The organism is Streptomyces sp. SID5464, from assembly GCF_009862985.1.
Lineage (GTDB): Bacteria > Actinomycetota > Actinomycetes > Streptomycetales > Streptomycetaceae > Streptomyces > Streptomyces chartreusis_D.
The window spans coordinates 91,434-110,296 of record NZ_WWIQ01000066.1 but is presented as its reverse complement, the minus strand read 5'-3'; the positions used below and the strand labels follow the sequence as shown (position 1 = coordinate 110,296).

Annotated in this window: 21 protein-coding genes; 15 read left to right on the top strand and 6 right to left on the bottom strand. The window is 66.1% G+C overall.

The genetic code is table 11. From position 1 onward, the window contains the following. The first annotated feature begins 218 nt into the window (after positions 1-218). The 15 genes from GTY47_RS31830 to GTY47_RS31760 all read left to right on the top strand — a co-directional run bounded on the left by GTY47_RS31830 (position 219) and on the right by GTY47_RS31760 (position 13,572). The gene (locus GTY47_RS31830) at positions 219-1,046 is read left to right on the top strand and encodes a hypothetical protein (RefSeq protein ID WP_158688455.1); all 828 of its coding nucleotides are present in this window, start codon (positions 219-221) and stop codon (positions 1,044-1,046) included. 538 nt (positions 1,047-1,584) lie between these two features. Then, positions 1,585-2,550 (top strand): UDP-N-acetyl-alpha-D-glucosamine 5,6-dehydratase TunA, encoded by a 966-nt coding sequence (tunA, locus tag GTY47_RS31825; RefSeq protein ID WP_102514799.1) that lies wholly within the window; start codon positions 1,585-1,587, stop codon positions 2,548-2,550. Beyond that, positions 2,550-3,566, top strand: a complete 1,017-nt coding sequence (locus tag GTY47_RS31820) for a radical SAM protein (protein ID WP_010045812.1) — start codon at positions 2,550-2,552, stop codon at positions 3,564-3,566. The genes tunA and GTY47_RS31820 overlap by 1 nt, the downstream gene beginning before the upstream one ends. A 3-nt stretch (positions 3,567-3,569) precedes the next feature. Further along, entirely contained in the window at positions 3,570-4,526 is a 957-nt protein-coding gene (gene tunC, locus GTY47_RS31815) for an N-acetyl-D-glucosaminyl-tunicaminyl-uracil acyltransferase TunC (protein ID WP_010045810.1), read from the top strand. Continuing rightward, positions 4,526-5,944 (top strand): glycosyltransferase family 4 protein, encoded by a 1,419-nt coding sequence (locus tag GTY47_RS31810; protein WP_010045809.1) that lies wholly within the window; start codon positions 4,526-4,528, stop codon positions 5,942-5,944. Before tunC ends, GTY47_RS31810 begins: the two co-directional genes overlap by 1 nt. Beyond that, positions 5,941-6,645, top strand: a complete 705-nt coding sequence (locus tag GTY47_RS31805; protein ID WP_010045808.1) for a PIG-L deacetylase family protein — start codon at positions 5,941-5,943, stop codon at positions 6,643-6,645. Before GTY47_RS31810 ends, GTY47_RS31805 begins: the two co-directional genes overlap by 4 nt. Continuing rightward, complete coding sequence (galE, locus tag GTY47_RS31800; RefSeq protein WP_010045806.1) at positions 6,642-7,625, top strand: UDP-glucose 4-epimerase GalE; 984 nt, start codon at positions 6,642-6,644, stop codon at positions 7,623-7,625. The genes GTY47_RS31805 and galE overlap by 4 nt, the downstream gene beginning before the upstream one ends. A 1-nt stretch (position 7,626) precedes the next feature. After that, complete coding sequence (locus GTY47_RS31795) at positions 7,627-8,238, top strand: histidine phosphatase family protein (RefSeq protein WP_078602943.1); 612 nt, start codon at positions 7,627-7,629, stop codon at positions 8,236-8,238. Beyond that, a complete protein-coding gene (locus tag GTY47_RS31790) occupies positions 8,235-9,782 on the top strand; it encodes an alkaline phosphatase family protein (RefSeq protein ID WP_029181580.1) in 1,548 nt (515 codons plus the stop codon). Before GTY47_RS31795 ends, GTY47_RS31790 begins: the two co-directional genes overlap by 4 nt. A 2-nt stretch (positions 9,783-9,784) precedes the next feature. Further along, positions 9,785-10,699 (top strand): ABC transporter ATP-binding protein, encoded by a 915-nt coding sequence (locus GTY47_RS31785; RefSeq protein WP_010045795.1) that lies wholly within the window; start codon positions 9,785-9,787, stop codon positions 10,697-10,699. After that, positions 10,683-11,471, top strand: a complete 789-nt coding sequence (locus tag GTY47_RS31780; RefSeq protein ID WP_010045793.1) for an ABC transporter permease — start codon at positions 10,683-10,685, stop codon at positions 11,469-11,471. Before GTY47_RS31785 ends, GTY47_RS31780 begins: the two co-directional genes overlap by 17 nt. A 39-nt stretch (positions 11,472-11,510) precedes the next feature. After that, positions 11,511-11,756 (top strand): phosphopantetheine-binding protein, encoded by a 246-nt coding sequence (locus GTY47_RS31775; protein WP_010045791.1) that lies wholly within the window; start codon positions 11,511-11,513, stop codon positions 11,754-11,756. Beyond that, entirely contained in the window at positions 11,753-12,442 is a 690-nt protein-coding gene (locus GTY47_RS31770; protein WP_010045787.1) for a phosphatase PAP2 family protein, read from the top strand. Before GTY47_RS31775 ends, GTY47_RS31770 begins: the two co-directional genes overlap by 4 nt. Before the next feature lie 7 nt (positions 12,443-12,449). After that, the gene (gene tunM, locus GTY47_RS31765; RefSeq protein WP_010045784.1) at positions 12,450-13,100 is read left to right on the top strand and encodes a UDP-N-acetyl-tunicamine-uracil synthase TunM; all 651 of its coding nucleotides are present in this window, start codon (positions 12,450-12,452) and stop codon (positions 13,098-13,100) included. Positions 13,101-13,113: 13 nt separating this feature from the next. Continuing rightward, the gene (locus GTY47_RS31760; protein ID WP_029181579.1) at positions 13,114-13,572 is read left to right on the top strand and encodes an NUDIX domain-containing protein; all 459 of its coding nucleotides are present in this window, start codon (positions 13,114-13,116) and stop codon (positions 13,570-13,572) included. Positions 13,573-13,930: 358 nt separating this feature from the next. Here GTY47_RS31760 and GTY47_RS31755 read toward each other — a convergent pair whose 3' ends face one another. From GTY47_RS31755 to GTY47_RS31730, 6 genes are all read right to left on the bottom strand, one after another. Continuing rightward, complete coding sequence (locus tag GTY47_RS31755; protein ID WP_029181578.1) at positions 13,931-14,572, bottom strand: OmpA family protein; 642 nt, start codon at positions 14,570-14,572, stop codon at positions 13,931-13,933. Positions 14,573-14,583: 11 nt separating this feature from the next. After that, complete coding sequence (locus GTY47_RS31750) at positions 14,584-15,159, bottom strand: hypothetical protein (protein WP_010045779.1); 576 nt, start codon at positions 15,157-15,159, stop codon at positions 14,584-14,586. Between the two features lie 31 nt (positions 15,160-15,190). Then, positions 15,191-15,799: a pilus assembly protein TadG-related protein gene (locus GTY47_RS31745; protein ID WP_010045778.1), complete on the bottom strand. Its 609-nt coding sequence runs from the start codon at positions 15,797-15,799 to the stop codon at positions 15,191-15,193. Then, positions 15,799-15,996, bottom strand: a complete 198-nt coding sequence (locus GTY47_RS31740) for a membrane protein (protein WP_010045776.1) — start codon at positions 15,994-15,996, stop codon at positions 15,799-15,801. Before GTY47_RS31740 ends, GTY47_RS31745 begins: the two co-directional genes overlap by 1 nt. Positions 15,997-16,210: 214 nt before the next feature. Continuing rightward, the gene (locus tag GTY47_RS31735; protein WP_010045774.1) at positions 16,211-17,188 is read right to left on the bottom strand and encodes a response regulator transcription factor; all 978 of its coding nucleotides are present in this window, start codon (positions 17,186-17,188) and stop codon (positions 16,211-16,213) included. 52 nt (positions 17,189-17,240) lie between these two features. After that, positions 17,241-18,854, bottom strand: coding sequence for an ATP-binding protein (locus GTY47_RS31730; RefSeq protein WP_010045773.1), 1,614 nt, complete (start codon positions 18,852-18,854; stop codon positions 17,241-17,243). Positions 18,855-18,863: the final 9 nt, after the last annotated feature.

Sequence of the window (18,863 nt, the reverse complement as noted above, 5' to 3'; positions counted from 1 at the left end):
GACGTCAGCGACCTCTGGGTCCAGGTCACCCAACGGGAGAAGTCCCACGGTATGCGCCGCGTGGTCGTCTCCAAGCGGCTCGCCACCCTCACCGGCCGCAGTGTTCACGCACTCGCCGGAGCCATGCCTGAGCTGCGCGATCCGCAGCGGACTGGCGGATGTTCCGCCACACCCCGCAGACCGGCTGCCGCCTCTGCGACGCCCGGCACCCCGGCGGCGTGGTGCTCCGGCTCCTGCCCCACCACCGCTACGTCTGCCTGCGTCACCGCACCTGGATCGGCCCTCCGGACGCGGACTGGCCCGCGGCCGACCTGAGCGAACTGCCCGACATCGTCCACGCCCAGCGCCGGCACCTTCGCCTCCTGCACCGCCGTGGTGTGCCGTTGACGTTCGACGCGGTGCTGACCGCCTTCAGCTTCTGCGGACACATCTGGAACTCCGCCGACGACCACCCCAAGCAACGCGGCCCCGACCACATCTGGCACACCTGGGACGCCCGCACGCGGGTCTTGATACCGGAGGACGACGAGGCCCTCATGTACGGCTCGTACAGCACATCCAAGCTGTTCGCCGCCGTCCACCCCGAGGCCGTGAGCCTGGCCGTCATCATCGCTTCACCCTACTGGCGCCGCGTCGCGGACGCGCGATCACCACGGGAGCGGGAGCGCTTCCTCCAGGAGATCAGCACCCACATCACCTACCCCTACGACGACGCCTCCGTATTCGGCGACGCCATAGGGCACTGGAGCAACACCGACTCCTGGCGCCCACCCTCCCAGCCCCTACGGACCTACTCACCCGCGAGAGCGACGGGCTCTCCCCCACCACTCCACAGGGCCCAGTCCCGACGGGACGAGAAAAGCGCCGCAAACGCAGGGTCGGGGCCACCCTGCTCGGCCACAAGCACATCAGACCCGTCATCACGCGCGAGTGGCGACCGGACTACGAACGGATCGACGGCGCCATCTGGCACAGCACACGCGTCGACGAAGACATCCAGGCAGAAACAGCCCGTGAGAGAGCCGAACTGGGCGACTACCTCCTGAAAATCCGCGCCGCACAAGCCAAGGCACAAGCCGACGCAGCAGGCATCCGCGGCCGATAACCGATGCGGGCACGTGACTGCGGACCTTGGGGACAAGTATCCAGAGCTCCGGGGCGCCTGAGTGTTGCACCAGAGCAGGATCGGATGACCGACCTGAGCAACCTGGCCGGCCAAAAGCCCCGTATACGCTTCAAAATTACTCGCCGGTATGCCATGAAAAGGATGCCACCCCATCGAAGGCAGCAAGCCATTCGACAGCAGGTTCGAGACAGAACGATCAGGCGCCGCAGTGCCCACATATCCGGAACGAAGCATTCCCGATCTCGGTTCCACCTGGGGCTTCCCAGACTGAATGAGACCATCGAGCCGACCAAACGTGAATCGAGTCACACGCGACGGGTCACGCACACGGCTTAGGGTGGCGATATCGATCACGGGCCACGGGGTTCCCCTCCCACCTCAATGTGGGCGTGTGCGATGTTCCAACCGATAGGCCCATTTTCGAGTAAACCCACTAACGGGGATGCCGAGGTGTTGGCGTGCAAAGAAACACTTTGAAACACCGGATTCTCATCACCGGAGGCGCCGGATTCATCGGTGGCCACCTTGCCCGCGCACTGGTGGCGTCCGGGGAAGAAGTAACAGTCCTGGACGACCTGCGTGTGCCGCCGATGATCCCGCCGGAAGGCACCGGAAAGTTCTTAGAAAAACCCGTCTTAGAGTTAGAGGAAAGGGATCTCTCTGACGTACGCCTCGTCTACCACCTGGCGTCGCACAAGAGTGTTCCTCGCTCCTTCAAACAGCCGCTCGACTATCTCGACAACGTGGACTCGGGCCGCCACCTGCTGGCTCTCTGCACGAGCGTTGGCGTGCCGAAGGTGGTCGTCGGGAGTACGTGCGAGGTCTACGGCCAGGCCGACACACTACCGACACCCGAAGATAGCCCTCTATCCCCGCGCTCGCCCTACGCCGCGAGCAAGGTCGGGCTGGAGATGGTGGCCGGGGCCCACCAGCGCGCCTCAGTCGCTCCCGAGGTGGGCATCGTTCGCTTCTTCAACGTCTACGGCCCCGGCGAGCGGCCCGACGCCCTCGTACCCCGGCTCTGCGCCAACCTCCTGACCAGGAACGAACTGCCTGTCGAGGGCGACGGTGAGCAGCGTCGCGACTTCACCTACATCACGGATGTCGTGGACAAACTCGTCGCGCTGGCGAACCGACCACTGCCCTCAGTTGTCAACTTCGGTTCCGGCCAGTCCCTCTCCGTGAACGACGTCATCCGGATCCTGCAGGCGACCTCTCCGGCGGCCGAGGTCGCCCGGAAGCAGCCTCGGCCGAACGAAATCACGGAGTTCCGGGCGGACACCGCCTTGCAGACGCGGCAGATCGGAGAGAGGTCCGGCGGGATCGGAATCGAGGAAGGCATTCGCCTCACTCTCGAATGGTGGCAGTCGCGGGACCTTGACGACATACGCCAGCGTATCTTCCAAGAGGAGGGGGCCGACTGATGACCGGCTACACCGCACCTGTACGCGCCAGTCTGGATGTCACTTACGCATGCGACCTGCGCTGCATCCACTGCCGCACGAACACCGGGGAGATCCCCGTCCACATCCGCCGCAAGATGCTGTCCATCGAGCAGTTGCAGGACATCATGCTCCAACTGGACCGGATGGGGACATTCGAGATCACCCTCACCGGTGGGGAGCCGACGATCCGCAAGGGCTTCTGGCAGCTCCTGGACGTCGTTCCGAAGCTGCGCCATTCGACCGTCACTCTCATCACGAACGCGGCAGCGCACACGCGGGAACAGCTCGACCGCATCGTGGACAGCGGCATTTCGTCCATCCGGGTCAGCATGGACGGCACGCGGGAGACGTTCGCCGCCGTACGGCTCATGGACGTGTTCGACACCGTCGTGGAGAACTCGATCTACCTCCGCGACCGTGTGCGCAGTTTCAAGGTGCTGACCACGGTCATGAAGACCAACCAGCACAACGTGTTCGACCTCGCGCACTACCTGCGAGCCCACGGCTTCCGGCGCCAGGACCTCATCCTGGTCCGGGCGCACGGCCGCGGTGGCCGCAACCGTCTGCTCCTGACAGAGGAGGAGACCATGGCGGTCCACCGCAAGGTGACCGAGTTCAAGCGGGACGTGCCGGCCACGGACTTCGACCTGAACCTCAACGCGCCCTACCTGGTCCCGGGCGAGAAGCTGCGCCCCTTCCAGGACGTCGTCATGTTCCCCTACCTGGTGCGCGACAGCAGCATCGCGATCTCCGCCACAGGCGACGTGACCATGAGCCGCCTCTACAGTGCCGCGCCCTTGGGGAACACCAAGGATGCTCCCGTGCAAGAGATCTGGACGCAGGGGCAGCAGCAGCTCGTCCAAGAGCAGGAGGAGTTCACCGAGGAGCGTCTGCGCGAGATCTTCTGGGACTTCGCGACCAGTGACGGACCGGACGGTCCCCCGCTCACCTCGCTGCTGGACCGGCAGATCTTCGAAGGCGCGGAGGTGAGGTAGGCCTTGTCCAGGGAGGCCCTCATACGCCTGTACGACCTCACGCCGTCCCAGCCTCTGCTCGACGCTCTGAGCCCTGCCACCGCATCGCGGGATATCGCTCCTGTCGTTCCCCGGTTCAAAGGGGCCGCTGGGCCACGAGCCCAGTCCTTCGTCGAACTGCACCGGGAAGGGACGCTTCTGGGCCGGTGTGGCATCAACGTCAAGGGCCCGGGCACAGTCGGCGCCTGCGAGGTGGCGGCCGTGGTCGCCCCGGCGGAGCGGGCGGGCATGCACTGGCTTCTCGTCCATGTCGCACTCGAGCGGCTTCAGTGGCTGGGGTATGCCTACGCGATGACGGAAGTCAGCGAATACGCGGACCACTTCCCGTCGGTGCTGCGGCAGGCGGCGTGGTGGATTCCCGATTCCAGCGAACGCAAGAGCGCGGCGGCGCGGGACGACAAGAGCCTGGAATGGGCGGATCTCTTCATCGACTTCCGGACCTGGACGCCAAGTTCTACTCCCACGTCTCTTACGGTCAACGGCCGAGACCTGTGGGTGCGTCGTCCCGAAGCGAGTGAGGAACTGCTGATTGTCGACTGGCTCAGAGAGACCTTCGGCGGAGGCTGGGCGAGCGAGATCCACCGGTCGTTCTCACGGGATCCGATCTCGTCTGTGATCGTGGTCGACCGGAACAAGGAACTGCCGCCCAAGGACCGCTTGCTCGGCTTCCTTGCCTACGACACTGCGCGGCTCGGGATGCTGTCTGCGATTGCGCTCGTGCCCGAGACACGCGGTCGCGATCTGTCCTTGGCGACAGCGCTCATCGAGGAGTGCCTGCGCGAAGCGCGAGCCAGCGGCATGACCTATGCCGTGCTGGGAGGCGTAGGCAACGCCCGCTTGGCGGCTCTTCGCACATTCAGCGCTCTATGGACCATCCCTGGCTCGTGCCCGGGAATCTTCGGGAGGGGTGTTCGGAACTAATGGAGATCATCTTCACTGTCTCCGATCAGGTATGGGGCGGCAAACACCGCTACATGCACGACATGGCGCTCGGGCTGGCGCAGGCAGGCCATACGGTCACCGTCCTCGCGGAGGAGGGTGGAGCCATGCTTCAGCAGTGCCGTGCCGCCGGGGTAACGACCGTGAGTGTGCCGGCGTTCGCCAGCGACGACGCGGCCGAGGCGGTTCGCAAGGCGCTGCGGCATCGTCGTCCTCATATCGTGTGTGTCTCCGGCCGCGCGGACGCCGCCGCAGTCCACCACGCCCAGTCGCAGGGCGTGACTGATGCCGCCGTGTGCCTGTTCCGGCACTCGGCGTTCCCTCTGGGAACCACCGACGAGGTGCGCGACCTATTCACCGGCGTGAACCTGGTCTTCACCACGTCACTGGAACAGCGGCAACGCCAGTTCGAGCCGCTGATCAACGCCGGTGTCTTGAAGGACGAACAGGTCGAGATACTCACCAGTGGCGTCGGGGAGCCTCTGCTCGCGGCTCTGGACGCCGCCGACCGCGGCGCCGCTCGAAAGGAACTCCGAGCCGAATCGGACCAGTTCGTCTTCCTCGTGCTGGCCCGCCTGGCCTGGGAGAAGGGCATCGACCAGGTGATCGACGCCTTCGCTGACCTGGAGCTGCCGCCGGACGCCGCGCCCCCGCTGCTGGTGGTCGCGGGTGAGGGGCCGCTGGAGGCAGAACTACGAGGCCAGACCATCGAACGGGGTGTAGCCGAACGGGTCCAATTCCTCGGCCACCAGGACCACGTCGCCCCGGTGATCAAGGCCAGTGACGCCGTGGTCCTCACCAGCACGGTTCCCGAGACCGGCCCGCTCGCGCTCAAGGAGGCCATGGCCGCCGGCCGCCCCGTCATCGCCTCTGTCCAGGGCGGCATCCCGGAGTTCGTCGAGGACGAGCGGCACGGTCTGCTGGTCATCGACGACGAGGACCTGCGGCAGGCGATGCAGCGGCTCCTGAGCGACCGCGAAGCCGCCGAGACCATGGGAGCCGCCGGATCCGAGTCGGTTCGCGGCGGACATCGTGCAGTACGACGCGTGGAGTACCTCGCCCACCGTCTCGATCTCCTGGCCCTGGAACAGCTCGCCCCGGACACGGTCCTTCACGAAGTGGTGTGGGACGACGTACGGCTGCGTGAAGAGACACAAGGCGGCTTCGTCTTCGTGCCGCGTACATCGCACATCATGGAACTGGACAGCGCTACGTACGCTGTCGTGCGCACCGCGGTCGAAGCCGGTGACCCACTCCAGTTGATCAAGCTCCCCGAAGAGACGCTCGGTGTGATTGCACACCGGCTCTACGCCATGGGCGCGCTGGTCCGGCAGGATGGTCAGGCGACGCCTGCGGCCCGCACCGCGGACGGCGAACGACCGGTTACGGAGCCCGCGTGAAGGTCCTGGTCATCGCCGCACACCCGGATGACGAGGTTCTCGGTGCCGGGGCCACGGTGTCGGCATTGAGCCAGCAGGGCGCAGTGGTCCAGATCCACATCCTCGCCGAGGGTATCTCGCTGCGGCATTCGGGCGTGAAGATCGAGGAGGCGCGGGAACGCTGCCAGGTGGCGGCCAAGGATCTCGGTGCGGCCGAGGTGTCGTTCGGCGGTCTGGCGGCCGACGGACGCCTCCTGGCCGACCTCCCTCAGCGACAGGTCGTCGATGCGGTTAGCCACGCCCTGCGTGAGGCAGAGCCCGAAGTGGTCTTCACTCACCACCCTGGCGACATCCACGCGGACCACCGCAGCGTCGCCCATGCAGTGGGGTACGGCACCCGCATCCTCGGCTCCGGCTCCGTTCGGCAGGTGCTGCACTTCGAGGTCCTGTCTTCCACGGAACAGCAAACGGGCCTGGTGGCGCCGTTCACCCCCAACCTGTTCTACGACGTCACCGGGCACGTCGAAGCCAAGTGCCGGGCACTTGCCGCCTACCCGTACGAGCTGTACGACCCGCCCCACCCTCGCTCCCTGGCGGCCGTTCGGACGCTGGCCTCATACCGGGGGACGCAGGTGGGGGTGGAAGCGGCTGAGGCATTCATGATCGGACGAGAACTACGCGGCCCCATGGCAGCGGTTCCCAGTGGAGTTGATGTGCGATGAGAGTGCTCGTGACTGGGGGTGCCGGGTATGTGGGCTCCTTCACCGTACGGCGCCTCCTTGCGGCCGGCCACGAGGTCGTGGTTGTCGACAACCTCAGCACGGGCCGCCGCGAAGCAGTCCGTGGCTGCCGCCTACACGTGGTGGACATCCTCGATATCGCCAGCATGGGCACGGTCTTCGAGGAGTTCCACCCTGAGGCCGTGATCCACTTCGCGGCCCTGAAATCCTCTGAAGAGTCGCTGCGTGACATCAACACGTACTTCTCCGTCAACCTGACGGGGACGCAGAACGTGCTCGCCCTGTGCGCACGCACCGGGGTGGAGCGCTTTGTCTTCTCCTCCTCGTGCGCCGTGTATGGCACCCCGCAAATCTGCCCGGTGGATGAGACCGCGCCCGTACGGCCCGAAAGTCCGTACGGAGAGACGAAGTACCTGTGCGAGCGCGTGATCGCCTCCTACGCGCAGGCCACAGGGATGCGCTACGCCAACCTGCGGTACTTCAACGCGGCAGGTGCGGCCGACGACGCTTCCCTGGGAGAGTACGCGGGCCCGGCATCAACCCAACTCCTACCGGTGGCCATACGCTCAACCCTGGGCCTGGCGCCCACCCTGCGGATCTTCGGCAACGACTACCCGACGACCGACGGGACGGCTCTGCGCGACTACATCCACGTCGAGGATCTCGCCCAGGCCCACGTGCGGGTCCTGGAGGGTCTGCAAAAAGGCAGTCAGTGCGGGCCGGTGAACCTGGGCCGCGGCCAGCCCGTCAGCGTGCGCGAGCTGATCGATGTCTTGCACGACGTCTCCGGGAAGGAGACCCCGGTTGCCATGGCGCCCCGCCGTCCAGGGGACCCAGGTCTGTCCTGGGCCGATCCGAGTCTGGCGCTGAGCCGATTCGGCTGGCGAGCAGAACGCGACCTTGACCACATCGTTCGTACGGCGTGGAACTGGCACACCAGTACCCCCGCGTCGCTGGAGTGACATGCACCTCTACCTACTGCGCCACGCCGAGGACCGTTCCGGAAAGTTCGACCCGCACCAGGATCGCCTGACCGAGCGAGGACGCCGACAGGCGCAGGAAGCGGCTCATTGGCTGGCTGAGCGGCGTCCCACAGAGCTTCGCACCAGTGTGCTTCCCCGCGCCCAGCAGACAGCCGACATCGTCGCGGCGCACACCGGCCTTGCCGCACGGGAGGATCCGCGCCTCAATGAGATCGTCTGGTCTCCGGTCGCGGGTGAGTTCCTGCCGAACCCGCGGGAGGACCGGCTCCATCCGCCGCCACCGGGGGCGGAATCATGGAATGTGTTCATGACGCGGGTCGCCACATGCATGAGCGAGCTGTGTCATCAGGCGTCGGAGGACCAGCGGATTGTGTTGGTCACCCACAGTGGCTTCTTCGACGCTGTCAATGAACTGCTGTGTGGCGGGACCGGCAGGGTGGAGCTGCTGGTTGCGCACGCTGGGATCACACACTGGCAGTACCGTCCCGGAGACTCGGGTGGCGCCTGGCTTCTGCACCAACACAATGTCACCTTCGCCCCACAGACCCTGATGGATCACGGATCCCTGAGCACAGCGGAGTTGAGCGCATGAGCGGGCGGCGCAGGCGTATGGTCGTCATCTGTGTCGACGGCGGGCTTCCCGGGATCATCCGCGAGCACGACTTCTTCAATCTGAGCCGGGCCCTGCCGACACTTCCCGGCACTGCCGTGCACGAGCTGCGCAGCATCTACCCCTCGTCAACAGCGCCCTCCCACGCGTCCTTTCTTACCGGGACGTACCCGAGCGGGCACGGGATCGTGGGGAACCGCTTCTGGGAGCGGGAGAGTGTTGAGGAGATCCGCCGACGCTCGGACGATCCGCTTTCATCTTTTCACCCCTACGAGGAAAGCTCGCTCACCGCACCGAGCCTGCTCGACTGGTTTGCCCGGCAAGGGGCGTCGGCCGCCGCCGTCCATTTCCCGCAGACCTTCTCCCGCAACGCCCAGCTCGCGATCCCCAGCTGCTACTGCTTGTACGCCCCAGCCCGGAACCTCGTCGTCCCGCTCGGACCGACCGTTGACGGGGCGGCCGAGGGCGTGGTGCAGCTCTCCTACCTGGGACACGAGGTGGCCTTGTATCTCCGGGTCGATCAGCAGACGAACGTGATCACGGTGGGAAGCCACCGAGAGACCGCTGTCGTGGCCGACAGCCTCCGGCCCACGCGGCTGGACATCCCCGTTTCTTCGGGTTCCGTGTCCGTGGCGGTCTCCTGCCGCAGGCTCGACGAAGGCCAGATCGAGGTGCGTCTGGGAACCGCCGTTATCACCCTGGGATTCGGCGGGCTCGATATGCCGGACCGCGCCGGTGACGGGCCCGCGTCCCTGTACGTCGAATACACCGCCAATCCAGGCCACACGTTCCACGAATCGCCTCGGGCCGAGTGGGTGGAACAGACCGCCCTCGACGTCCTGAAGCAGCATGACCCAGATGTCCTGTTCGTGCGCTTCAACCAGGCCGACCATGCTCAGGAGTTCCTCTACTGGCATGCGGTCCGAGGCAGCTCCGGTGAACGAAGTCGCGCATGGCAGCAGATCCTTGACGTCTACGCCCGGATCGACGCCTGCGTGATGCGGCTCGCCCAGGCCGCCGGTGAGCACGCGGAGTTCCTGTTCTTCTCCGACCACGGCATCGACTACGTCGAGACCCACCTGCGCCCGAACCACGTGCTGGCGGACCTCGGGCTCGCCGACCGCATGGTTTTCCAGGGTGACAGCAACTGCGCCTACCTGTACGCCGACGCACCTGTGCCACCAGCGGAGAAAAAGCGCCTCGACCAGGCCCTGCACGCACTCGATCCTTCCATCGGCGTGCTCACTCCAGCCGAGCAGGACCGGTTGAAGTTGCCGGTAGGGAGCCCGAGGCTGGGCCGTCTCACGGTGACCTGCGGCCCGCACACCGAATTCCAGTACAGCGACGCGACACCGAGGGAGAGCGTGGCCTCCGCATCACACGGTTACCTGCCCAGCGACTCGGCCATGAGCGGCTTCTTCCGCTGCTTCGGCCAGGCAGCAGCGCGGCCGGCTCCCCCCAAGGACATCACGGGGGCCGCAACCGCGGTCCGCAGCATCTGGCGCCAAGCGGCGCGGGAGATGTGAGCATGCCAGAAAACCCTCCTTACGCATATGAGGTCGAGGGCCTGCACAAGCAGTTCGACGGAGTCCCCAGGCCGGCCAATGGCGAGATCTCCTTTCACATAAAGCAGGGCGAATTCTTCGGACTTCTGGGCAGCAATGGTGCGGGAAAGACAACCCTGATCAAGCAGATGATCGGTCTGGTGCGACCGGATGGGGGGACGGTGAGGCTACTGGGGCGCGATGTCTTTGCCCACCCTCGCTTCACGGCGGCCACGGTTGGTTACATGCCGCAGACCGCCTTCGCCCTCAACAGCCTGACCGTCAAAGAGGCCGTCTACTTCAGTGCGCACCTACGCGGTGTCGCCGCCAAGGCGGCCCGCCGGGAGCGTGACGCCCTGTTGGAGCTGCTTGGTCTGACCCACCTGGCCGGCAAGGTCGCCCGGCAGCTCTCCGGCGGAGAACGCCGACTGTTGCAGATCGCGGTGACGCTGATCGGATCACCGCCTGTGCTGATCCTGGACGAGCCCACCAACGAGCTGGACCCGTCGCGTCGCCGCCAGATATGGCAGCTTCTCAGGGAGCTGAACCAACGCGACGGCCACACGATCATCCTCATCACCCACAACGCCATCGAAGCGGAACAGGTGATCGAGCGCGTCGGAATCCTCAAGGAGGGGCGGCTCGTCGCGCTGGGCGCTCCCGCCGAGCTGAAGTCTTCCCTCCGCTCCCAGGTACGCCTGTCGATCACGGTAGGCGATACACAAATGCATGGTTTGCCTGACTATGTCCGCGTGCAGTCCGACCACCGCGGCAAGGTCGTGGCCCTCGTCGACTCTGCCGACCTGCCCCATCTGACCAAGGACGTAGATCTCACCCAGTTCCCCGAGTTCACGATGCACACCGCGACCCTGGAAGACGTGTATGTCAGCTACGCGTGACAAGAAGCTCGGACTGAGCTTCCTTGGGCAGGTCTGGGACCTGTTCAGGATTCAGCTCACCAACTGGCGGTGGTCCTGGCCTCAGATGGTGCTCACTGGTGTGCTTGCCCCTTTGGTCAGCATCGCCGCCTTGGGGCTCTTCGCCCGGAACTCTGGCCACGCCGCGACCGAATATGTCCTGACCGGCAGTGTCACCATGGCGATCCTGTTCGAGACTCAAAACAAAATCGCCAGCAACTTCGCGTTCATGCGCGGAAACGGCGCCTTCGAGTACTACGCCGCACTGCCTGTCCGTCGCGAGGCTCTCATCTTTGCCACACTCGCAGCCTTCTCCATCCTGTCGCTGCCTGCCATCGCGGTGACCCTGCTGCTCGGCTCGGCCCTACTCGACGTCCCGCTCACGTTCTCGCCACTCGCCCCGCTGTGCCTCCTGCTTGCCCTGCTTCCTTCAGCCGGACTGGGGGCCTTCATCGGCAGCAGATCCGGAACCATCGAACAGGCGTCCTCTCTCAGCCTGGCCACCACGCTCCTCATGATGGCCGCAGGCCCGGTGGCAGTCCCACCAGAACTGCTGCCCGACGCACTGATCTGGATCGGCAACCTCAACCCGGCGGTCTACGCGGCCGACAGCCTGCGTCACTCCCTAACGGCACCCGACGCCTCCCGGGCCCTTTCTGACTTGGCGATCCTTGCCATCTTTGCCGGCGCGGTGTGGGGCCTGACCAGCACACGTATGCACTGGCGTGCCCGCTACGGGCGCCGCGCCTCGTGACGCAACCATCGATCACTCATCACGAAGGGAAACACATCCATGACCGAGCAACAGTTCCTCGCAGTCCTCGCACCCCTGATCGAGGAAATCACCGGGAACGCCTTCTCCCAGGAACAACTGGACGTCACCTTCGGCGATCTGGACATCGACTCCCTCAATCAGATCGAGATCATCAGCCGTATCGAGGACGAGTTCGACTGCCACATAGAGGACAGCACCCTGCGGACGATCCGTACGCCCCGCGGACTGCTGGACCACATTTCGAAGTCCACCAGCCCCGCATGATCCGAAACCACTCCGGCGACCGGCCCCGGTCACTGGCATGGTTCGCGTGGTGGGCAGCGGTCCACGCCGGTCTGCTACTCGTCCTCGTCACCTTCCGGTGGGACGAACGGCTGAGCGAGACGCTCTGCGCCTGGACGAGCAGCAGCGCGTCCAGTGCCCGGCTTCTCGAGACACTGACCTCGTGGGGCAACCCGTGGCCTGTGACCATCATTGCCGCCGGATCCGCGTGCTTCGCGCTGATCCGGCGGAACGTCACAGCTGCCGCAGTCCTCCTGGTCATTCCGTACGCCGCCACAGTGAGCTGCAACCTGCTCAAGGGATGGGCTGAACGACAGCGTCCGGCCTTGGATTGTGCCTCGATTCAAGCCGACGGCTTCAGTTTTCCCAGCGGACACGCGGTCGGTGTGACGACCGGATTCATGCTGGCCGCGCTCTACTTCAGTTCCCAGATGCCACGGGCCGTCTCCGCACTGATGCTGTTCCTTGCTGGGCTGAGCGCCGAACTCGTCGCGTGGAGCAGGGTCCTTCTCGGTGCGCACTTCAGCGTCGATGTGCTCGCTGGGCAACTCTTGGGCGCCGGCTGGCTGGCCGTCGCCGCCCTCGTGCTGCACCGCCAGTCAGTCCGCCGCTTGCAACGCGAGGCCCGTCAAGCGGGGTCGAACTCCCTGGACGAGCCCGTGTCATGATGACGCCGTGCCGTTCAACCACAACGATCATTACCATGACCTGTTACTTCGTGAACTTCCCGAATCATGCCGAAGGGCCCTTGAGGTGGGCTGCGGCACAGGGAGGTTTGCACAGAAACTAGCGCTTCGAGGAATCGAAGTAGATGCGATTGACGTAGATAATGACGTCGTCACCGCCGCACGAGAGATGAATTCTACTCTCGATCTCCCCAGGCAGATCCGCTTCGAGCGGGCAGATATCACACACCTAACCTTGACACCTGACACATACGACTACATCGCGTGCTTGGCCAGCATCCACCACGTCCCCTTTGAGACAGTGCAGAAGCTGCGCGCATCGCTCACCACGAACGGCGTCTTGGTGATCCTCGGATGCTACCGAGAAGCAACGATATGGGACCACGCCATAAGCCTTCTGGCCGTCCCTGTGAACGCTATTTGGCGTGCTGCGGTGTTCTTCCGAGAGAGCTGGTCAGGAAGCCGTCCCGATCGGGGCACGCAGTCTCCTTCAGCACCTGTGGCGCCCCCTTCGATGTCGCTCGCGGAGATCCGAGAAGACAGTGCTGAATATCTTCCAGGCAGGCGGATTCGGCGCCTCCTCTTCTGGAGATATCTTCTGGTCTTTCACAACATGAAGGCAGGGCTGGGAAGTGATTAGCAGCCGGACACACATGATCTCTCAGCCACCGAGAAGATATGCCCTGGGGGCCACCTGCGTTACGTTCAACGACGTGGGACGTGTCCTTATTGCGCGCCGCCGCTCCCCGGAACGCTGGGAGCTGCCCGGTGGCTTGGTGGACCCGGGCGAGGCATTCCATGATGCCGCCACTCGCGAGACCTACGAGGAGACCGGGGTCCACGTCAAAGTCCACGGCTTGGTGGGTGTCTACCAGCATCCGAGCCGGGGCATCCTCGCAGGCATCTTCATCGCGACAGCCTTGTCGGGGGAACCTCGCCCAACAGCGGAATCCATCGCCGCCGAGTGGGCGGACGTGGAGGATGCTCTCACGCGACTGCACCCCCTCTATCGACCGCGCCTTGAAGACGCCCTCACAGCCAGGGCTTCCGTGACGCTCCGCGTCCATGAAGGAACGGAGGTCCTCTCACTCTTCGAGGCCACACACGTCTGAAGGAACCGCGCGCCGCCGGGCTGCGATATCGAGAATCGCCTCCGTCTCCTCGGCGGACCTCGCGAGGCCAGGGGTCGGCCGCCAGCCGTTCGACGCAACGCTCTCTGGCCATCGATGGAGTCCACATCAGACTGAAATGACAACTAACCCGAAAATGCAAAGTCAACCTGCGCAGATCCGGGCCGCACGGACCAACACGTTTCTTCATCCCCCAGCTCAGAGCCGGGTCCCGATGCAGCAACAATCGGGACGGGACACTCAATGCCCGCCCTGGCACCTGAGAGGCACGCGGGAACGGGCGGCGCCCGTCCTCGCCGGCAGTGACACGGGGACGGGCGCCGATTGGGTCGGTGGTGGCTCAGCTCTCCGTGCGCGGGAAGGAGACCTCGACACGGCGGTTCTTCTTGCGGCCCGCTTCCGTGGAGTTGTCCGCGATCGGGTACTGCTCACCGTAGCCGCGCACCTCGTACGTGATGCCCGAGTCCGCGAGCTCGTCATCCAGGACACCGTGTACGGCCGACGCGCGCTGGCGGGACAGCACGTCACCGTGGGCCGACGAACCCAGGTTGTCCGTGAAGCCGAAGACGCGGACCTTCTTCGCGTTCTGCGCCTTGATCTCTTCGGCGATGTCGGCGATGCGCGCCTTGGCCTGACCGCTGAGCTTCGCGCTGTCCTTGCCGAACAGCACCTCCGCCTGCAGCGCGAACTTCACGTCCGAGTTGGTGTCCTCGCGACGCTCCTCGCCGCCCTGGTCCTCTATGACGGACTTGATGTCGAGGATCTTGGGCTCCGCGAGAGTCGCGCCGTCGACCAGCTTCAGATCGGGGTCGTTCGCGTCGATTTTGACCGGCGCGCTTGCCTTCGGCTCGGTGCCCGGTGGATAACTCGGGCCGTCGGCCGCGTGAGCGGAAACGGCACCGAAAAGGTTCGTGACGACCATAACTGAGGCTGCAGTGAGGACGACCGTCAGGCGTGGGGCTCGGTTCCGGGTGTGGGTCATGGTGGTCTGCCTCAGCCAGAGATCTTGATGGTGGCGGCGGCAAACTGCGGCAGCTGGAACGACGCTTCGGTCGAGCTCTCGGGCGGCGCCGGGAACTGCATGAAGACAGGGATGGACTCACCGGCCTTCATGGAAGGGAAGTTGGTCGTGGTGAGCGGGCGGCCTTCGGTGTCACGGAGCACGTAGTACCGCTTCTTTCCCTTGGAGTCCACCAAGGTGGCACCCCCGAGCGACCGGCCGTTCCTGATGATCTCGGTCTCGTTTCCACTGAGTTGGGGAGGCACGTTGACTGTCTCGCTGCCGTCGTTCTTCAAGTTCCCACCGAGCGTGAGGAACCCGCCTGAGTCCCGCTCAGCCGAAGTGATCTGCAGAAGCAGACCGTCCGGACCCTTCAACTCAGCGAGCGGCTCCTCCGCCGGGCCCTCCTGAGCACTCGGATTCGAGCCAGAGTCCTTGGAAGCGGACGCTGACGTGTCACCGCTCTTGTCGTCGCCGCTGCTGCAGCCGGCCACACCGAGGGCCAGGCTGACTGCAACTGCCGCTGCGGCCATCCCCCTGCGGGCCGTCGTGGTGAACCGAATGCTCATGAGTTCCGCTTCCTTTGTTCGTCGTTCTTTGTCAGTCGGCCAGATGGACGTCGAAGAGGTCATCGGGACCGGGCAGATCCGAGAGATCGTCTGCGTCGAGGTCCCAGTTCTGGCCTCCGCAGTTGAGCTGCGGCAGGTCCTCGTCGTTGTCGTTGCCCTCCTCGGGCGGTTGCAAGGAACAGCGCGGCTCGATCACGGCCCTGGCTTCTGCCGTGGCGTACGTCGTTTCCGTGCCGGGGACGATGCTGTCGCCGACGGGATCGTTCGTCTTGACCTCGACCGTGTAGCCCAGCGGGTCCCACTCGGGCTCGCAGCCGCCTCCCACGACGTGTGCGTCGTTGGCGTCGGCGAGTTGCTGCGCCCGCCAGCATGAGGGGTCGAGCCCCTCAACCTTCCCGTGGAAGATGTCCTGCCAGAGGTCCGGATTGAGCAGGTTGTCCATCCACCTGCCCACGAGCTGGTTCCGCCGATCCTGCGCAGCCCCGAGGGCGGCGGCGTCCGCCGCCGTCTGCGCACCGTTCCGTGTCGCCGCGGCCTGGCCGACCGCAAGGTACGCGAACGCAAGGAAGAGCAGGCCCGCCACCACCGTGATGTAGATGGGGAAGGCCTGCCCTGCGTCGCCGTACTTACGGGGGCTCATCAGCCGCCGGTGACCTCGGTGATCTTGTCGGTGATCGCCTCGAAGATGGACTGGCCGATGTCCGTACCCGTGATCGCCAGAACGATCGCCACGACCACCGCGATGATCCCCAGGTACTCGACCGCGGTCTGTCCCTTGTCGTTGCGAGCGGCGCGGGCCTGCAGGTACGAGACGGTGATGTTGATCCAGTTGCTCATGGTGGTGTTCCCCTCCGGTACCGGCCGGCCGCCTACCGGCCGACGTACAAGTCTCTTGGGCACGAATGGCGTTACCGGCTTCCTCCTTGCCGGTGCCGCCTTCGACACGAGAAACGTACGGCGGAACACGCCGTCCGCCAGAGGGTCCCAGGGCCCAATCCAGGGCCCAATCGCGCGGGCCCAACGAACTCTCCCCCCATACCGTCACCGAAGGTCACCCCCGTCCTCGGTGTGAGTCCGGTGCCGTGCCGAGCCACTTCGCCGCGGCCTCAGAGCGGCTGGTGCTATGGAGCTTGGCGAAGATGCGGTTGATGTGGTTCTTGACCGTCTTCTCGCTGATGAAGCAGGTGGCGGCGATCTGCTGGTTGTTCATGCCGGACGCGATGAGGTCCATGATCTCCGCCTCCCTCGTGCTCAGTTGGAACCGCGACCTGTAGGGAGCAGCCGGACGGCCACTCGTCCACTCAGACGGAGACTGTCCCACATCTGGTTGCACTTGCGAAAGGTTTTCCGGGGAAGTAGGTGAGGTCGGGACGTACGGAAGGCTCATATTGGCTGGTTGAGCCGTTAGTTGGGTTTGATTATGCGGCCATGCGGAAGCGGAATTTCCGTATGCATTCGCATTCGCCTGTCCCAGTCCATCCGGTAGGGCCGGGGCTCCCGGGCCCCGGCTCGAGCCCTGGCCCTGGCCCTGCCGGAGCTGGGCCAGCAGCGCTCCCGCCGCCGTGGGGGTGAAGTGGGCCCGGCCCTGCGTGATGTCTCTGACCGCGTCGACCAGCTGACCGGCCGTGAACTCGCCGTGGACCAGGTAGCCGCCCGCTCCTCTGCGGAGGGCCTCCTGGACGATCTCCGACTCCCTGCTGTAGGTCAGCATGACGACCGGGGCGATCCGCACCAGGTACGGGAGCGCCGAGATGCCGTCCACGCCGGGCATGCGCACGTCGAGGAGGACGACGTCCGGGCGGTGCTGTTGGGCGGCCTCGTAGGCCTCACGGCCGTCGGCCGCCTCCGCCACGACCGTGATGTCCTCGCGGCCGGAGAGCAGGGCGGTCAGGCCGGCGCGGACCACCGGGTTGTCGTCGGCCACGACGACCCTGAGGCAGCTCGGCTGCGCCGGCTGCGGGAAGTCGAACGGGTTCTGTGGCGGTGGCGGCTGTGAGGCGCCGGGGTGAGGAGTCGTCTGGTCCGGCATCGGCTGCCTCCTCTCATGTCGTGGGGGACGTGTGCGGCGTGGTCATGGGCGGTCAGCCGTGGGGTGCGGTCAGAGCCGCCAGCGGTAGCTCCAGGCGGACTTCCGTTCCCTTGGGGTGGCCGCCCCGGCCGATGCGGATGCGGGCGCCCACCGAGGCCGCCCGTTCGACCATGCCGACCAGGCCGAAATGGCCCGCTCGGCGCAGTTGTTCGAGGGTGGTTCCGGGCGGGAGGCCGCAGCCGTCGTCGTAGACGCTGATGCGGAGCAGGTCGCCGTGGACGCCCGCGCGGACGTCGACCCGGGTCGGGCCCGCGTGGCGGTGGGCGTTCTCCATGGCCTCCGAGGCGATGGTGAGGAGCTGACGGGCCACGGCGGGCGGCACCGGGGGTACGGAGTGGTCGCCGGTGGGGCGGTAGACCGCCGGGAGGCCCGTGCGGGCGCTGAAGTCCCTGGTACGCGCGGCCAGCTCGACCAGTACGTCCGTCCCCTGGCCGGGGTCCGATTCGCGGCGCAGATCCGCCAGGAGTTCGCGGGATTCGGCGGCGGCTCGGCGGGCTGACCGGGCGACCAGGTCGGCCTGCTGCTTCACCAGGGCCACGTCCATGTGGGCGGCGCCCGCCGAGCCCGCCAGACCGTCCGCGGCCAAGGCCACGCCGTGCAGGGTCTTGGCGACCGAGTCGTGCATCTCGCGTGCCAGTCGCGCCCGTTCGGCGCCAACCGCCTCCGTGACGGCCAGGCGGGCCTGGACCGTCGTCAGGGCCTGGGTGGCCGCGCCGAAGCGGAGCATGAGGTTGCGGAGACTGGAGCCGACGGCTCCGGCGATGACACAGAGGCCGGGGAGGAGGGACGACTCGGCGATGCCGGGCTGGGGGTCCTGCATCGCCGCCTGGATCAGGAGGAGCAGCAGCGCCTGCAGGGAGGCGAACACGGCTGCTCCGCGCCAGCCGTAGACCAGGCCGGCGAGGAGAGGGGTGCAGACACTGACGTAGGCGAGGGTGCTGCCCGGGCCCGCCGAGATGAGCAGGAGGGCGCCGAAGAGGGTGTCCGCGGCCAGGAGAGTGGGATGGCGCAGCAGGAGGGGGCCGAAGCGTTCCCAGTCCCTGAACAGGACATAGGAGCTCATGAAGGTGACGACCACGGCCGCGCCCACCAGGCGGGTGGGGAGGCCCTCGTTGGCGTTGATGAGGGCGGTGGGGGTGGCCAGGGCGATCATGGCCAGCCGAAAGCCGAAGACCTGTCGGCACATGGCCTGCAGCGCGTTGATCTGGATGGGTATCGCCGGGTGTTCGGGGGCGGGTTTCGCCCGGCCTCCGGCCCGGACCGACTTCCCGGCCGCACCACCCGTACCGACACCACCCGGAGCGCCACCCCCCGTACCGCCCCTGCGGCTTTCGTCGACGGGTGTGGGTGACCCCTGTGGGGGCTGAGCACCGTCGGCGGCCGGGCCACCGTTCGCGGGTACCGGCATGGCCGTGTGCGCCCCACCCACCGGCGCGTCCACCCGCTCCCACCCCGGCGGCAGCGCCGGTGTCGCCGTCGTCACCGGGATGTCGGGGGCGCCTGTGCGGACGTGGGCCGGCAGGACGGTGCCTGCCGGTGGGGTGGTGATCTCCGGTGTTCTCGGGCGGCGGCGCAGCCGCCCGGTGCGTTCGCCCGTCATCGACATGGTGTCGCC

Coding starts and splice junctions, on each gene's coding strand:
- GTY47_RS31750 (WP_010045779.1), bottom strand. CDS start 15,159: ATGAGCATTCGGTTCACCACGACGGCCCGCAGGGGGATGGCCGCAGCG.
- GTY47_RS31740 (WP_010045776.1), bottom strand. CDS start 15,996: ATGAGCAACTGGATCAACATCACCGTCTCGTACCTGCAGGCCCGCGCC.
- GTY47_RS31730 (WP_010045773.1), bottom strand. CDS start 18,854: ATGTCGATGACGGGCGAACGCACCGGGCGGCTGCGCCGCCGCCCGAGA.
- GTY47_RS31755 (WP_029181578.1), bottom strand. CDS start 14,572: ATGACCCACACCCGGAACCGAGCCCCACGCCTGACGGTCGTCCTCACT.
- GTY47_RS31790 (WP_029181580.1), top strand. CDS start 8,235: ATGAGCGGGCGGCGCAGGCGTATGGTCGTCATCTGTGTCGACGGCGGG.
- GTY47_RS31795 (WP_078602943.1), top strand. CDS start 7,627: ATGCACCTCTACCTACTGCGCCACGCCGAGGACCGTTCCGGAAAGTTC.
- GTY47_RS31760 (WP_029181579.1), top strand. CDS start 13,114: ATGATCTCTCAGCCACCGAGAAGATATGCCCTGGGGGCCACCTGCGTT.
- GTY47_RS31785 (WP_010045795.1), top strand. CDS start 9,785: ATGCCAGAAAACCCTCCTTACGCATATGAGGTCGAGGGCCTGCACAAG.
- galE (WP_010045806.1), top strand. CDS start 6,642: ATGAGAGTGCTCGTGACTGGGGGTGCCGGGTATGTGGGCTCCTTCACC.
- GTY47_RS31745 (WP_010045778.1), bottom strand. CDS start 15,799: ATGAGCCCCCGTAAGTACGGCGACGCAGGGCAGGCCTTCCCCATCTAC.
- GTY47_RS31810 (WP_010045809.1), top strand. CDS start 4,526: ATGGAGATCATCTTCACTGTCTCCGATCAGGTATGGGGCGGCAAACAC.
- GTY47_RS31780 (WP_010045793.1), top strand. CDS start 10,683: ATGTCAGCTACGCGTGACAAGAAGCTCGGACTGAGCTTCCTTGGGCAG.
- GTY47_RS31775 (WP_010045791.1), top strand. CDS start 11,511: ATGACCGAGCAACAGTTCCTCGCAGTCCTCGCACCCCTGATCGAGGAA.
- GTY47_RS31735 (WP_010045774.1), bottom strand. CDS start 17,188: ATGCCGGACCAGACGACTCCTCACCCCGGCGCCTCACAGCCGCCACCG.
- GTY47_RS31820 (WP_010045812.1), top strand. CDS start 2,550: ATGACCGGCTACACCGCACCTGTACGCGCCAGTCTGGATGTCACTTAC.
- GTY47_RS31770 (WP_010045787.1), top strand. CDS start 11,753: ATGATCCGAAACCACTCCGGCGACCGGCCCCGGTCACTGGCATGGTTC.